Origin of the sequence: Desulfovibrio sp. TomC (assembly GCF_000801335.2) — a bacterium.
Classification (GTDB): Bacteria; Desulfobacterota; Desulfovibrionia; order Desulfovibrionales; family Desulfovibrionaceae; genus Solidesulfovibrio.
In genome coordinates this window covers 87,133-100,362 of sequence record NZ_JSEH01000009.1, presented here as the reverse complement: position 1 = coordinate 100,362, position 13,230 = coordinate 87,133, and the positions used below count along the sequence as shown (strand labels likewise).

Annotated in this window: 14 protein-coding genes and 2 tRNA genes; 6 read left to right on the top strand and 10 right to left on the bottom strand. The window is 62.1% G+C overall.

The window, feature by feature from the left end:
- Nucleotides 1-291 precede the first annotated feature (291 nt).
- Both NY78_RS10470 and NY78_RS10465 read right to left on the bottom strand, forming a co-directional pair.
- The gene (locus NY78_RS10470; RefSeq protein ID WP_043635340.1) at nucleotides 292-936 is read right to left on the bottom strand and encodes a response regulator; all 645 of its coding nucleotides are present in this window, start codon (nucleotides 934-936) and stop codon (nucleotides 292-294) included.
- A complete protein-coding gene (locus tag NY78_RS10465) occupies nucleotides 933-2,903 on the bottom strand; it encodes a sensor histidine kinase (RefSeq protein WP_231583909.1) in 1,971 nt (656 codons plus the stop codon). Before NY78_RS10465 ends, NY78_RS10470 begins: the two co-directional genes overlap by 4 nt.
- Nucleotides 2,904-3,560: 657 nt before the next feature.
- On the opposite strand from NY78_RS10465, the gene NY78_RS10460 reads away from it, so the two are divergent.
- From NY78_RS10460 to NY78_RS10450, 3 genes are all read left to right on the top strand, one after another.
- A complete protein-coding gene (locus tag NY78_RS10460; RefSeq protein WP_043635335.1) occupies nucleotides 3,561-4,052 on the top strand; it encodes a hypothetical protein in 492 nt (163 codons plus the stop codon).
- A 229-nt stretch (nucleotides 4,053-4,281) separates the two neighbouring features.
- Nucleotides 4,282-4,686: a hypothetical protein gene (locus NY78_RS10455; RefSeq protein ID WP_043635332.1), complete on the top strand. Its 405-nt coding sequence runs from the start codon at nucleotides 4,282-4,284 to the stop codon at nucleotides 4,684-4,686.
- A 33-nt stretch (nucleotides 4,687-4,719) separates the two neighbouring features.
- Nucleotides 4,720-5,331, top strand: coding sequence for a hypothetical protein (locus tag NY78_RS10450; protein WP_053062184.1), 612 nt, complete (start codon nucleotides 4,720-4,722; stop codon nucleotides 5,329-5,331).
- A 398-nt stretch (nucleotides 5,332-5,729) separates the two neighbouring features.
- On the opposite strand, the gene NY78_RS10445 is transcribed toward NY78_RS10450, so the two are convergent.
- Nucleotides 5,730-6,530 carry a split-Soret cytochrome c gene (locus NY78_RS10445; RefSeq protein ID WP_043635329.1) on the bottom strand — a complete coding sequence of 267 codons (801 nt, stop codon included), beginning with the start codon at nucleotides 6,528-6,530 and terminating at the stop codon, nucleotides 5,730-5,732.
- Between the two features lie 929 nt (nucleotides 6,531-7,459).
- Nucleotides 7,460-8,347: a LysR family transcriptional regulator gene (locus tag NY78_RS10440; RefSeq protein ID WP_043635327.1), complete on the bottom strand. Its 888-nt coding sequence runs from the start codon at nucleotides 8,345-8,347 to the stop codon at nucleotides 7,460-7,462.
- Between the two features lie 98 nt (nucleotides 8,348-8,445).
- Between NY78_RS10440 and NY78_RS10435 the strand changes: the two genes are divergently transcribed.
- The 3 genes from NY78_RS10435 to NY78_RS10425 are packed head-to-tail and all read left to right on the top strand — an operon-like array spanning nucleotide 8,446 to nucleotide 9,714.
- Nucleotides 8,446-9,195, top strand: a complete 750-nt coding sequence (locus NY78_RS10435; RefSeq protein ID WP_043635324.1) for a sulfite exporter TauE/SafE family protein — start codon at nucleotides 8,446-8,448, stop codon at nucleotides 9,193-9,195.
- 13 nt (nucleotides 9,196-9,208) lie between these two features.
- Nucleotides 9,209-9,472, top strand: coding sequence for a tyrosine-type recombinase/integrase (locus NY78_RS10430; protein ID WP_043635322.1), 264 nt, complete (start codon nucleotides 9,209-9,211; stop codon nucleotides 9,470-9,472).
- A 35-nt stretch (nucleotides 9,473-9,507) separates the two neighbouring features.
- Nucleotides 9,508-9,714 (top strand): hypothetical protein, encoded by a 207-nt coding sequence (locus NY78_RS10425; RefSeq protein WP_043635319.1) that lies wholly within the window; start codon nucleotides 9,508-9,510, stop codon nucleotides 9,712-9,714.
- A 156-nt stretch (nucleotides 9,715-9,870) separates the two neighbouring features.
- Here NY78_RS10425 and NY78_RS10420 read toward each other — a convergent pair.
- From NY78_RS10420 to panC, 6 genes are all read right to left on the bottom strand, one after another.
- Nucleotides 9,871-9,948 (bottom strand) — tRNA-Glu (locus NY78_RS10420).
- 12 nt (nucleotides 9,949-9,960) lie between these two features.
- Nucleotides 9,961-10,034 (bottom strand) — tRNA-Gln (locus tag NY78_RS10415).
- 75 nt (nucleotides 10,035-10,109) lie between these two features.
- Nucleotides 10,110-10,454, bottom strand: coding sequence for a hypothetical protein (locus tag NY78_RS10410; protein ID WP_043635316.1), 345 nt, complete (start codon nucleotides 10,452-10,454; stop codon nucleotides 10,110-10,112).
- 40 nt (nucleotides 10,455-10,494) lie between these two features.
- Nucleotides 10,495-10,989 carry a DUF721 domain-containing protein gene (locus NY78_RS10405; RefSeq protein ID WP_043635314.1) on the bottom strand — a complete coding sequence of 165 codons (495 nt, stop codon included), beginning with the start codon at nucleotides 10,987-10,989 and terminating at the stop codon, nucleotides 10,495-10,497.
- 63 nt (nucleotides 10,990-11,052) lie between these two features.
- A complete protein-coding gene (gene metK, locus NY78_RS10400; protein ID WP_043635311.1) occupies nucleotides 11,053-12,222 on the bottom strand; it encodes a methionine adenosyltransferase in 1,170 nt (389 codons plus the stop codon).
- 137 nt (nucleotides 12,223-12,359) lie between these two features.
- Nucleotides 12,360-13,223, bottom strand: coding sequence for a pantoate--beta-alanine ligase (gene panC, locus NY78_RS10395; protein ID WP_043635308.1), 864 nt, complete (start codon nucleotides 13,221-13,223; stop codon nucleotides 12,360-12,362).
- Between the last annotated feature and the right edge of the window lie 7 nt (nucleotides 13,224-13,230).

The window sequence follows — 13,230 nt, the reverse complement described above, 5'->3', positions numbered from 1 at the left end:
CTGTCCGGGATTTCCCGGACAGGGGCGCTTGCGCTGCCTGGACCGGGGCTGGAACCGGCGATTGCCCGGGGCGTTGCGGTATGCGTTCGTTCGGGCGAAGCGGCTTCATTGGCGGTTCGGGACGAGGGGCGGGCGAGGATGGAGCGTTAGGGTCTGCGTTGGTTCGGGCGAAGGGGCTTCACTCGCGATTTGGGACGAGGAGCGGGTGGACGGGGCGGCACAGGGCCGTGCCTGGGAAAAGCGGCGTGTCTGCCGGGCAACACTGGCCGGGGCAGCCGGCGGCAAAGCGGATCAGTCCGGCTTGTATTGGCGGATGGCGTACTTGCGAAGGGCCTTCATGCCGTCGAGGCGCAGCTTGACCAGGATTCTCGCGTGGTAGCTTTCCACGGTGCGCACGCTGACCCCGAGGGCAGCGGCGATCTCGGTGTTGCCTTCGCCCTGGGACAGGCGTTTCAGTATCTGGCGCTCGCGTTCGCTCAGCGCCCCGGTCTGGCCAGCGGCCGGCTCCAGGGCCGGGGAGGACTCCAGGGCGGCCTCGACGCGGGGACTTAGGTAGCGCTGCCCGGCCAGGACGCAGCGCACGCCGTCCACCAGCACGGCCGAGGTCTCGCGCTTGGCGACATACCCGCGCGCCCCTCTGGCCAAGGCCAGACGCACGGTCTCGGCGTCTTCGTGCATGGAATAGACAAGGACGGGAATGTCCCGGGCGTCCAGCTCGGCGATGAGATCCAGGCCGTTTTCGCCGCACAAGGTCAGGTCCACCAGGGCGATGTCGGCCCGGCTGGCGTCGATGCCGGCCAGCAGCGTGGCCCGGTTTTCAGCCTCGCCGCAGACCACGAACCCTTCCTGGAGCAGGCGCAGGGTAAGCCCTTCGCGCACGGCCGGATGGTCGTCGGCCAAAAAAATCCGCACGCCGTTTTCCGGATTCGCGGTCATTTCGGCCTCCGGGATTCGGGAAGGCCGACCCCGCCCGCCAGGTCCGGGCAGGGAGCCGTGCAGACCACTTCCGTGCCGCCGCCAGGGGCGTCTTGAATGTGCAGTTCCCCGCCGATCAGACGCGCCCGGTGGGCCATGAGGCCCAGTCCGAGACCGCCGGCCGAGGCTTTGGCCCCGCAGCGGCCGCAACCGTCGTCGCGCACGGCCAAAACCGTCCCTTGGCCGGCGGGGCAGGCCAGGGAAACCACGATGCGCCCGGCCCGGGCGTGTTTGAGGGCATTGGCCACGGCCTCCTGGGCGATGCGGTACAGCTGGGCCAGATGGGAACGGCGGCAGGCCTGACAATACAGCTCCCGATGAAACTCGATGGGGACGGCGCTTGATTCGGCCTGTCTGCGGATCATTTCCCGAAAGGACGGTCCGACGCCGACGCCGTCGTGTTCCAGGGGCCACAGCCCCCGGGACAGGTCATAGGCCTGATCGACCAGGGTATCGAGCAGACCGGACAGACGGCCCAGGGCCTCGCCGTCCGCGCCGGCTGCGCTGCCCCCAGGCGACAGGGCGTCGCAGCGCAGCCGGGCGGCGGTCAGGCCCTGGCACAGGCCGTCGTGGAGTTCCAGGCTGATACGCCGCCGCTCCTCTTCGCTAACGGTCACAATCCGTTGCTCAAGCCGCGTCCTTTCGGCCATCTCCGTTTCCAGACGCAGATTTTTGTCCACAAGATCGGTCGCCAGTTTTTCTTCCGAGGCAAAGGCCTGGGAGTACCGGTGCGACAGGGCAAAGGCCTGGCTCAGGCTGAAGACCAGCATGCCCACCGGCAACAGCGGCGTAGACGGCAGGCGGTGCATGTCGACCAGCATGTCGTTGAGTCCGATAAGGCCCAGCACGCAAAATCCGGCCAGGAGAAAGCCTGCTTCGTCCCGTTTCCGACGCCAGGCCCGGTACAGACAGCGTACGCAAGAGACGATAAGCAGGCTGGAAGCGAGATAGTGCCAGGGAAGAACAGCGTTGAGCGTCAAGCCCGAGGCGCACAGGGCCACGCCGACGAACACGATACACAGCAGGTTGCAAAACCATTGCAGCTGTCTGGAGAATTCCAAGGGATACAGGGACCGGAAAAAAGCGTAGCCAACTGGAATTGTTATAAAAAAACAGGACAAGGCCAGCGGGTCCAGGAACCGGGCGGTCAGGTTGGGGAAAAAAAGGCGCAGCGCCCAGCCGCTGCTGTCCGAGGCGGCATAGTTTCCCATCCAGCCAAAGCAGTACAGGGAGAAATACAGGGGGGCGCTATTGGCCGGGCGAAACCAGTACAACACGGCATGGTACAAGCCCATGAGGCAAAATGCGCCGATAAAGAACATGGCCGTGGCCATGTCCCGGTCGGCCCAGGCCGCCAGCGTCGACTGGGAGCCGAGCCAGACCGGGGCGACCACCCCGCCGTCGCGGGCGTGGTGGTTGGACACCTGCAAAAGGATGTCCACGGGACGCCCGGCGCCGGCAAAGGGAACAATCTGCTTGGCCGGCGCGGGAATTTCAGTGGCGCTGTCCGTCCCGACCGTGCCGCTGCCGGCCGTTGGCACGCCGTCAATCCACAGGCGATAGGCGGCATTGAGGCTGAAAAGGGCCAGGGCCGGCCGGGACAGGCCCGGGGCCGGTTCCAGGCGCAGGCGCAGGGTGGCGAACCCGGTGTCGGCCCCCATGGCTTCATTGTCGGACCGGCTCCGGTTCCAGGGCTGCGGCACGACGTAGAGGCCGGCCTCGCTGCGGGGCGCGCCGGCCTGGAAATCTTTCGGGGTGAGCAGTTGGCGCGGGTAGTATTCCCATTCGCCGTCCAGGCGCAACGGGCCGTGGACCGCCATGTCCCAACCGGCGAGGTTGACGACTCCTTTTTTGGCCCGGGGCGCGGACGGCGGCGTTTCGGCCTGGCCCGGGCTGCAGCAGGCCATGAGCAGAACGATCGCCAGCACAAGACACGCCGCCGGAGCCGTCCAGGCACGTCTCCCCGGACGGGAGCGCGGTGGAGCGGCTGGAGACGCCAGCGGTTCTTGTCTTCGGAGCCGGTTCTGGCTGGAGCGAGACTCGGACAGGGTTGCGGCCCTGCCTCGCGTCGGCGTCTGCTCTGCAAACGCGCCGCCAGACCGGGGGGACGCCCTTGGCGCGCACGGCCGGTTGGCCCAGGCAATGAGCTTGGCCCCGTCAGAGGCCAGGGCGCGACACGGCCGGGCCCTTGGGAGCGCCCGGCCGTGTCGAAACATCGTAGCACCGCAGGCGAAAAAGAAAAAAACGTGAAACATCCAGTCAAAAAATACCTTCGCGCAGGAGCCAGGGCAATCATTTTCTTGGCGATAACGGCCGTGGCGGCCTGGTACGGACTGGTTTTTCTGCTGGTTCACCGGGCGGATTGACCAACCCGGACGACATGGCGGCTGATCCGGCCTGTCCGGGAATCCCCGTACAGACCTGGGGCGTCCCGTGCCGTATCATCCAGCAACAGGTGTCGACGGCATTCGTCCGGGCGTCACAGGCAATCCGGGCGGTTTTGCGGCCAGGGCGCTCCACGTGCCGGGCGCGTCCCGGCGGCACTCCGGTCAAAGCGAAACATTCAGCCGGACAAGGACAGATTCATGCGTACCAGCAGCGTGCTTCCCGGGGTGCTCTTGCTTCTCTTGGTCATCGCAGCCTCGGCGGCCGGCGGCGAGTCCGGCTTTCCCTTGTCGGTGGGCGGCCAGAGCCTGACCCTGGATCGGGATTCACGGCGAAGCGACGTCGCGGCGGCCCTGCGCCGGGTTTGGCCGCAGGAGCAACCGTCGGTGCTGACTCCAACACGGATCCAGTATGACGTCATTGCCGTGCCGGGCCAGGGGCCGGTGAGCCTGGCCTTTGATTTTGACGCGAAGGGGTTGTTCACGGGCGCGATCATCGACGCCATGGCCAAGGAGCAAAATCCCGTGGCCGCGCAACTCGCGGCCTGGCTGACCGCCAAGGCGGGCACAGGCCTGCGGAGCAAGGGCGACAGGCTCTGGACCCACGGCGGATTTCGCTTCCGGCTGACTGAAGTGAAAACGGCCGGGGAAGAGTCCGCCTACCGCATGTGCATCGACCGCCAAACCCGGTAGTGTCGCCTTCGCAAGAACATTGCTGTTTTACGAATAAAAATTGGAAATACGGTCTGTTGTGGCGCCAAAATACAACAGTCCTTCCCCAACGCGGCACTCGGGGCGCTGGGGCGTCGCCGGCCCTGGCGCGGCGCGCGGCCGGGATTTTGGCCACAACGGCGCTTGCACCTGGACGCGGCAACGCGGTCCGGGATGCAAGACGCCTCAACGAACAGACAGGAGTAGGAACATGGGCAAAGGGTATCTGGCGGCCGGTCTGGCTGCGGTCGCGATCAGTCTGGCTCTGTCCGGGGAATGCGAGGCCAAGGGCGTTGCGGGTCGGTATGCCTACGTCGAACCGGGCTACGAAGGAACCATGACCATTTCGCAGATGGGACCGGGCTTTGTATTCAAGTTCAAGACCAAGAGCAAAAGCAACGGGCAGATGTGCGACTTCGAAACCTACGAGACCCCCATCGACCAGGGCGGCGGCCGCGTGAACGACGATCTGCCGGCCAAAGGCGGCACCGAGGATGACGGCATCAAGTTCGCCATTTCCTTTAAAGGCGACACCGCTGTGGTGGACATGGAATCCAAGGGCGGCGAATGCGGCATGTCGGGCTATTTTGGCGGCAGTTACCGTAAAACGAAATAGACGGACGGCATTTATGGCCCAGGAGACGCCGCCATGACGATTCGGCACGCATTGGGGAAAATAGCGGCAAACACGACCAGGGCAAGTCTGCCGCCGACGGCCCTGGCCTTGGCGCTGGCGGTGTCCATGGCGGCAGGCAGCCCGGAAGCCTGGGCCGGAAGTCAAACGACTGATCCGAAAGCGGCGTCGGCGATCGAGGCGGTGTGTGCCCGGACGGACGTGTACGACTGCTACGCCAACCACACGTACGGCTACGTGCTGGCTTGGCCCAGAAAACTCCTCAAGGCCCTTGGCGAATCGGACGCCGGCGACGGCCAGTTGTTCGTCGCGCCGGACGACAAGGCCCGGCTGACCTGCTGGGCCGGGTATACGAATGTTCAGGGAAAGAAACTGTCCGCCGTCTACGATCAGGCGCTACGGGAGTCCGGGCAGGAGATCAGTTACAAGCATCAGGGCAAGAACTTCTTTGTCTTGTCCGGCACAAGAGACGGGAAGATCTTCTACCGCAAGACGATCCTGGAGCATGGGGTTCAGGCCAGCTTTGAGCTGACTTACGATCCGTCCCTGATAGAGACGCTGACGCCCGTCCTCGCCGATTTGGCTCGTTCATTTCGCATCGACCCGGCATTCGCATGGCACAGGTAAGGCCAACGCCTATCTCGCCGACGTGACGTTACGGAAGGCCAGAGCAAGCCAAGCCGAAAAGGTGACGGCATGGGCCAATGCGGATGGGAAAAGGGGATCGAGTTCAAAACAAAAGAGGCAGTCGGAGTCTAGCCGGCTGCCTCTCTCTCCACCCACGCTATCCAGTGGGCGATTCGAAGACTGGGAGTTCACAACTCCCTGATTTGCTTGGCGTTCCCAAGGGGATTTGAACCCCTGTTCCCGGCGTCGAAGGGCAGAGCAGACGCAAATACTTTTCCAAACATCCTAATATAATACTTTTACTTTTCCCGTTCATGAGGCTCAAGAAACGCACCACGCTCATGGCGTGATGTGGACAATAGCGTGGACCACTAGAGGCAAACAAGGGAGGAACAGGGCTACGGATGATTTTGAAACTTGTCCTGCACATGTTCGCTGCCGCCATGGCAGGGCCTGCAATCCATAAGGCCCTTCGCGTTATCCGCCTGCTTGTCCTTGCCATGGCATTCGCCGCAATAGGCCACGGCCTCGGATTTCCCCGTCGGCTTGAACGTGCCATCGATCTTGGCATTTAAAATGGCGATACCCTGCGTCACCACATCAGCGGTGACGCGGGCGCATCGTTCATTGCGGTCCTTGGAGCTTTGGGCTCGCTTGGAGGAGGTGCACCAGCGGCTTGCGGAAATATGACACAGGACCGAGTCGGACAGGCTGGTGGGCAAAGGACCTTTCACGCCCTGGGCCGCATCGCCCGGATCGTACATGGGGAAGGAAGTTTTTTCATACCAGCGGAACAAATCGGAAACCATGGGGTTTCGCTCATTACGGCCCCAGAACAGAGAATAGGAACTGGCCACGCCCAAAAGCGCCCCGCAGATGGTTCCAAAATCGGAAATACCACTCTTGCCAACTTCCATCATGGTAAAAGGAAACTGGTTGTAGGGCGCGCCAAACGTTTCGCCCATGGTGCCGATGATGGCATAAAAGGCCCCATAACAGCAGCCGTAGTCATTAAACCAATAACCATCGTAGGCCACCTTGGCGCAGGCGACCGGATCAAGCTTGTGTGGCGTCCAACCAAACGGAGCGCTCTTCTGATCAAACGTCGCGGCCGCCGCCGGCCAAGCCGTCGCGGCAAGTGCGCCACCAACAACCAGTCCACCCAATGTGCCAAGCATCGCTCGTCTGTTCAAAACCATACAGTACTCCTTATATATCCCGTTTGCTCCCGCCACTTGAGCCGGAAGGATTGAACAAGGATGTGGCACCCTTCACTTCGACTCCAGCCGTGTGTGCAGCGCCTGAGTCTGCCTGACCATCTCGCTTCGGCCTGTTCGGCCAGGGCCAGGGCCTCGGCCGATTCAGACAAGATGTCGCCCAAGTTCAGCCGTGCCTGCTGTAAAGGTCTGTCACGCCAACACCATGCATTGCCTAGCTCAGGACGCACCAACAAATCCGCCTCATCTCGGCGCATTCTTGCTATAATGAGACGTTCGATGCCTAAAAAAGGAACGATTGCGTCCGTAAACTGCTGTGCTTCGACGCCAAACATACCCGATAAGCCCTTACGCAAGTTAAGTGCCAACATCCGACCTTTCGCAAAACGCAGGAGTATCGTGCTCTTTTTCTAACGAAACAGCGGAGACCGCCAACTTGAGTTAGCGGTGGAGCAACCGAAAGTAGCATTAGCGGCCGTGTGGGAGGGGTTGCCCTGAATGGGAAAGCCATGGTGGCCTGCATGAGCCGGCGAATCTACGTCGCCCTCTACTCTGATGCCGGCCGACACCCAGAGCGCAGTCGAAGGCCTGGGAGACGCATCCTTGCGGCTTATCGCCCATGAGCCATTGGCCAGCCTTAAGGGCAGCATCACCGTCGATTGGGCACATCGGGAGCCTGGGGCTTGAACAGACCCGGGAAGCCTTGGAAGGGGTCATGGGCCAACGCGGACGGGGAAAGGCGATCGAGTTCAAAACAAAAGAGGCAGTCGGGGTCTGACCGGCTGCCTCTATAGGCAGCGGCTTACGCTGGCAAATAATGGGGGGCTTTATGCCCCCCGTTGTATCACAAGAAGCCGGTCGATCTGACCAACTGCCAGGGGAGGATGCTTACTTCGTGCGGAACTCGCGGTCTACTCCGTGCGCGCTGCCAGATGCATGAGAAGGTCTTGGGCGAGTGAAGACAAATCATCCTTTGAACGATAGCAGACCGAGAGGTGGCGCGTCGCCCAAGGGTCAAGCAAGCTGACCAATGATAATGGCAGTGAACCGCGGCACCTGCGAGCGGCTCTTTGCGGAACGATGCCAAGGCCTACGCCCTGCGCAACCATGCCGCAAATGGCTTCGAAGGTGCGCACTCGGGCACGGAAGATCAGCTTCTTGCCCAGGCGGGCGGCATGTCCGTCGATGTGCTCCTGCAAAGCTCCCCGGGCAAGCCCCACGAACTGCTCGTGCAGGATCTCCTTGAAAAGAATTTTCTTTTTTGCGGCAAGGGCATGGCCTCGCGGAACCGCGACCACCAGCCTGTCGACGGCGAAGGGCTGGAGTTCCAACCCCGCCGTGTCGACGGCATCGGCGATGATACCGACTTCGGCCAACCCGGCGGACACGGCTTTGACACTATCGGCGCTCTGCCGTTCCTTCAGGTCAACATCAATGTGCGGGTGCGCGGCAAGCCAGGCTCCAAGGCGGTCGGGCAGAAATTCCGTCATTGCGGCCGTGTTCGCCAGCAGACGTATAGTGGCACGCAGGCCCTTTGCGATGTCACCGAGCTCAGCATGCATCTCTTCGAGTTGACGAAGGACAATCCGTGCATGGTGAGCCAACGCATCGCCAGCCTCTGTCGGGACGGTCCCCCTTCGTCCGCGCTCAAGCAGCTTCACCCCTCCGGCTTCTTCCATGTCCCGCAGCCGCTCGCTGGCGGCAGCCAGTGACAGATTGGCCCCTGCAGCCCCATGGGTGATGCTCCCGGCCTCGATGACCGCGAGAAACAGCCGAAGATCGGTGAGATCGTAGCGCATACAAGGATGATACGACACAGCGAGCCTTCGGTCCAGCCGAAGTCACGCTACGAGAATTCCGCATTGTGCCTCGCGGGGCGATAACGCATTGTGAGGCCATGCTCAGCACAACGACATGTATGATTATAGAGGTTGGGGCCACATTCTTTGTCGCCGGCATCGTAAAGGGAGTCACCGGAATGGGGCTGCCTACAGTGGCCATGGGTGTACTCGGAACGCTGCTCTCTCCAGTCACGGCGGCGGCTCTTCTTGTTGTTCCATCGCTCGTCACAAATATCTGGCAGCTTTTGGCTGGACCTAACTTCGCGGCTTTGGCCAGGCGACTTTGGCCCATGATGCTCGCCATCGTCGCCGGTACTGTTTCAGGCACCGCCCTCTTGGCGAGCGGTGACACGCGGCTGACAACCTGTGCGCTCGGAGCGGCTTTGGTCCTCTACGCCGGCTATACCCTTCTTGCCCGTCAAATCCTGGTTCCGGCGCGACACGAAACGTGGCTTTCGCTTCTTATCGGCGTTTCGACCGGGACGGTGACTGGAGGAACGGGAGTCTTCGTCATTCCTGCCGTGCCTTATCTTCAAGCTTTAGGTCTTCAGAAGGACGACTTGGTCCAGGCATTGGGATTGTCGTTCACCGTCTCCACCCTAGCGCTCGCGGCTGGACTGCTTCTGCGCGATGCCTTCCATTACAACAGTCTCTTTTTGTCGACACTGGCAATACTCCCTGCCCTGGCTGGAATGTGGATAGGGCAGGCCATCCGCAAGAACGTGCGCCCAGCGACTTTCCGGCGGTGGTTCCTGATTGGGCTTCTTCTTCTCGGCGCTGAAATGTTCGTAAAGTCGCTTCACTGACCGGCAGCATCTGATGGACCGGCGGTGCAAGAAGGCCGGCGTCCGTGCGTTCAGGTTCCACGCCATCCGCTACCTCACCGCGAACATCATGTACCGCGCGGGGCCGCCAGTGTCCGTTATCCAGGCCATGCTCCGGCAGAAGTCCCCACAGACCACCACCCGGCACCTCCAGAGCCTCGGCCTCAAGCAGACCCAGGAGGCAATGGAAGCCGTTATGGGCAACCGTGGTCCCGGGAAGATCATTTCCACCAAGCCGGCCGCTGAAGCCCAAGGATGATCCGTTTCTTCAACCCATAACCGTAGAGGTCCATCATGCCTATGTCCTCGAAAGTTAAATGCGAAATCGAGCTGTTCAAGTCTCTGCTCGAGCAAACATCAGCGCGCAGCGACAACTTCGCCTACAACAAGAACGACGGCATCCTCATGTTCGGACGCGGCGTCAACGCGAGTCGCAACAAGGCCAATCGCACCTGGCTGGACAACGGGGGAAACAAACCGGAGGTGAAGGACATTGGATAGGCAGCGACTTACGCTGACAAACAATGGTGGGCTTTACGCCCCCCGTTGTAGCACAAGACGCCGGCCGATTTGAGGCAACAACAGAGGGGGATGTGGACGAGATGTGGACCAAAGAAAAAGCGGCTTACGCTTTTGACGTAAACCGCTGAATTTGCTTGGCGTCCCCAAGGGGATTTGAACCCCTGTTACCGGCGTGAAAGGCCGATGTCCTGGACCAGGCTAGACGATGGGGACGTTTTCAATTCTTGGCTGGGGGACTAGGATTCGAACCTAGGTTGGTGGAGTCAGAGTCCACAGTCCTGCCGCTAGACGATCCCCCAGCAACCAAGAGAGCGCAGACTATACTCTCACTCGGTACCTGTCAAGAAATTTCTCAAACTTTTTCAACCCGAACACTAGGCCTTGGCCAGACGACGGGTGCGCTTCTTGAGCTTGTTGATCTGACGACGCAGGATCTCTTTCTGCTTGCGCGAACCATCGCCAGCCACTTCCGTGCGCTTCGTGCGAAGCGAACGCATCTTCTGCTTCATCGACAGAATCTTCGTCTTGTACGGAGACGTCTTCACGCCGCCCTCGCCGCCCATGCCAAGCGCTTCCTTGATCTGCACCAGAAGCTCGTCCTTGCCCAGGCCCGAAGCGCCCGTCACCTGCGGAACCTGCTTGAGCACCAGCTCGCGCAGTTCCTTGGCCGTCATCTTGTCCAAGGGCTTCTTCAGGTCAAGTTGCATCCCGTCGCTCATATTCGCCTCCAAAAAAATTTATCCCACCATTGTGGTCTGCCTAGCCCGCCTTCGTGCGGCGTCCCCGGCGACGTGCGCCGGACGGACTTGGCCCGGAATCGAAATACGCTACATACTTGGCGTAACAGCGACCGACCGGCGAGTTCGGATCAAGCCTTCCCGCAAGCCCGCCAAGCCGGTCCGGCCGTGTCTGTGCGGGCGTGGAAAAACGCGGCGGAGTCGTCCGCAACGCATCCAAAGGAACCCGGCCTCCTAGCAGATCAAACCGCACTCTGTCAAAGGCTTCGTTCCCCAAAGCCGCATTGACCAGCGATAAAATTTCCGGGGCCGCGAAAAGCATCTCCTGGAGCGCCACCGGATCATCCGCCCCAAGATACAGATCCCGTCGCTTATGTCCCAGCGGACGCAGGAGTTCCGCCGTTTCCGGCCCGACAATCTCGGACCAGCGGCGGCACACCTCCACAAAATTGCGCCGGGCCGACGCTTCCTGGGCGGCCATGAACCGCTCCACGCTTTCCGACAGGCGACGCAACATTGTTTGTCCTTGTCCGGCCGCGGCCCGCCCGATCAGGCAGGCCGCGACCGGCGTGGATCGGGCTTAGATCTTGAGCGCCGTGCGCAGGTCGCCGGCGGCGTCGGTCACTTCCCAGGTGAACCCGGGCAGATCGCGGCCGAAATGGCCGTAGCATGAGGTCGGCTTGTAGATCGGGCGCTTGAGGTCCAGGCGCTTGGTGATGTAGTAGGGGCGCAGGTCAAAGACCTGGCGCACGGCCTTGGTCAGCATTTCGTCGGGAATGTCGCTCGAACCCATGGAGGTCACCAGCACCGACAGCGGCTCGGCCACGCCAATGCAATAGGCGATCTGGACTTCGCAACGCGAGCACGCGCCGCTGGCCACCATGTTCTTGGCCACATAGCGGGCCATGTACGCGCCGGAGCGGTCCACTTTGGAAGGGTCCTTGCCGGAGAACGCGCCGCCGCCATGGTTGCCCATGCCGCCGTAGGTGTCCTGGATGATCTTGCGGCCGGTCAGACCGCAGTCGCCCATGGGGCCGCCGATGACGAAACGGCCGGTGGTGTTGATGTAGATCTTGGTATTCTTGTCCACCATCGACTCGGGCAGGGTGTGGAAGATGACTTCCTTTTTCACCGCTTCGCACAGATCGTCGTGGGAGATCTCTTCGGCGTGCTGGCAGGCCACCACCACGTTGTCGATGCGCACGGGCTTGCCGTCCACATACTCGACCGCCACCTGGGTCTTGCCGTCGGGGCGCAGGAAGTCGAGCACGTTGGTCTTGCGCACCTCGGACAGACGGCGCGACAGCTTGTGCGCCCAGTAGATGGGGGCGGGCATGAGCGTCTCGGTCTCGTCGCAGGCAAAGCCGAACATCATGCCCTGGTCGCCGGCGCCCTGATCTTCGGGCTTCACCCGGGAAACGCCCTGAGCGATGTCCACGGACTGCTTGCCCACCGACGAAATGACGCCGCAGGTCTCCCAGTCAAACCCCATGGTCGAGCTGTTGTAACCGATCTCCTTGAGCGTCTCGCGGACGATGGACGGAAAGTCGGCATAGGCATTGGTGGTGATTTCGCCGGCGATAAAGGCCAGACCGGTGGTGACCAGGGTTTCGCAGGCCACATGCGCATCCGGATCCTGGGCTAAAATGGCATCCAGAATGCCGTCGGAAATCTGGTCGGCAACCTTGTCAGGATGCCCTTCGGTCACGGATTCCGAACTGAAAAGATACCGGCCCTTGGCGTTGATCATACAGGATATCCTCCTTGAGCCGGCCGCATGCCTGTGGCGGCGCGTAGCTCAATATACAAAATGTCTACATCTTCGGATTCAGAAATTTGCCCCACTACCCCGCCATCGCAAAAATTGCAAGATGGAGCGGCATGACGTTACCGTGACGCCGCCTGCACGTCCACATATCGGTTGTCGATAAGCCGGACCGCCGCAAATTTCACCGCTGCGGCGAAAAGCACCGGCCCGGCAATGGCGGCCACCGGCTCTATGGCGGCCGGATCGACGCACTCCAGATAATCCACAACGCCGGACGGCATATCCGTCGCATACCGCGCCCGGACCTCGGCCACGATACGTCCGGCGTCGCGCTCTCCGCTTTGGACCATAGCCTCGGCCAGAGCCAACCCCCGGCTGATGCCGACGGCCTCGGCCCGCTCGGCCGGGGTCAGCCGCACGTTGCGCGAGGACAGGGCCAGCCCGTCGGACTCGCGCACGATGGGCGCGCCAACGATCTCCACGCCAAAACCCAGGTCGGCGTTCATGCGCCGGATGATGGCCAGCTGCTGCCAGTCCTTCTGGCCAAAGACCGCCACGGTCGGGCGCACCAGCAAAAAGAGCTTGGCAACCACGGTGCACACACCCCGGAAATGGGTCGGCCGCGAGGCCCCGCACAAATGCCGGGCCAGGCTCGGCGCCTCCACCCAGGTGGCGGCCTCGGGTGCGTACATGGCCTCCGCTTGGGGCGTAAACAGCACGTCGACCCCGACGCGCTTGGCCAGGGCGGCGTCACGCTCCGGATCGCGCGGATAGGCTTCAAGGTCTTCGCCCGGTCCGAACTGGGTGGGGTTGACGAACACGCTGGCCACAACCACTTCGGCCCGCTTCCGGGCCAGGGCCATGAGGCTCTCGTGGCCGGCGTGCAGATACCCCATGGTGGGCACGAACCCCACCGTGCGGCCAGCCCGCGTCCACTCCCTGGCGCGTTCGCCCAGGGCCGACGGTTCCGTGATGATGTCCAAAAAAGCC

Bases quoted from the DNA above. Each gene is read 5' to 3' on its own strand.
- NY78_RS10470 (WP_043635340.1), bottom strand. From the start codon at position 936: ATGACCGCGAATCCGGAAAACGGCGTGCGGATTTTTTTGGCCGACGAC.
- NY78_RS10460 (WP_043635335.1), top strand. From the start codon at position 3,561: ATGCGTACCAGCAGCGTGCTTCCCGGGGTGCTCTTGCTTCTCTTGGTC.
- NY78_RS10455 (WP_043635332.1), top strand. From the start codon at position 4,282: ATGGGCAAAGGGTATCTGGCGGCCGGTCTGGCTGCGGTCGCGATCAGT.
- NY78_RS10450 (WP_053062184.1), top strand. From the start codon at position 4,720: ATGACGATTCGGCACGCATTGGGGAAAATAGCGGCAAACACGACCAGG.
- NY78_RS10445 (WP_043635329.1), bottom strand. From the start codon at position 6,530: ATGGTTTTGAACAGACGAGCGATGCTTGGCACATTGGGTGGACTGGTT.
- NY78_RS10440 (WP_043635327.1), bottom strand. From the start codon at position 8,347: ATGCGCTACGATCTCACCGATCTTCGGCTGTTTCTCGCGGTCATCGAG.
- NY78_RS10435 (WP_043635324.1), top strand. From the start codon at position 8,446: ATGCTCAGCACAACGACATGTATGATTATAGAGGTTGGGGCCACATTC.
- NY78_RS10430 (WP_043635322.1), top strand. From the start codon at position 9,209: ATGGACCGGCGGTGCAAGAAGGCCGGCGTCCGTGCGTTCAGGTTCCAC.
- NY78_RS10425 (WP_043635319.1), top strand. From the start codon at position 9,508: ATGCCTATGTCCTCGAAAGTTAAATGCGAAATCGAGCTGTTCAAGTCT.
- NY78_RS10410 (WP_043635316.1), bottom strand. From the start codon at position 10,454: ATGAGCGACGGGATGCAACTTGACCTGAAGAAGCCCTTGGACAAGATG.
- NY78_RS10405 (WP_043635314.1), bottom strand. From the start codon at position 10,989: ATGTTGCGTCGCCTGTCGGAAAGCGTGGAGCGGTTCATGGCCGCCCAG.
- metK (WP_043635311.1), bottom strand. From the start codon at position 12,222: ATGATCAACGCCAAGGGCCGGTATCTTTTCAGTTCGGAATCCGTGACC.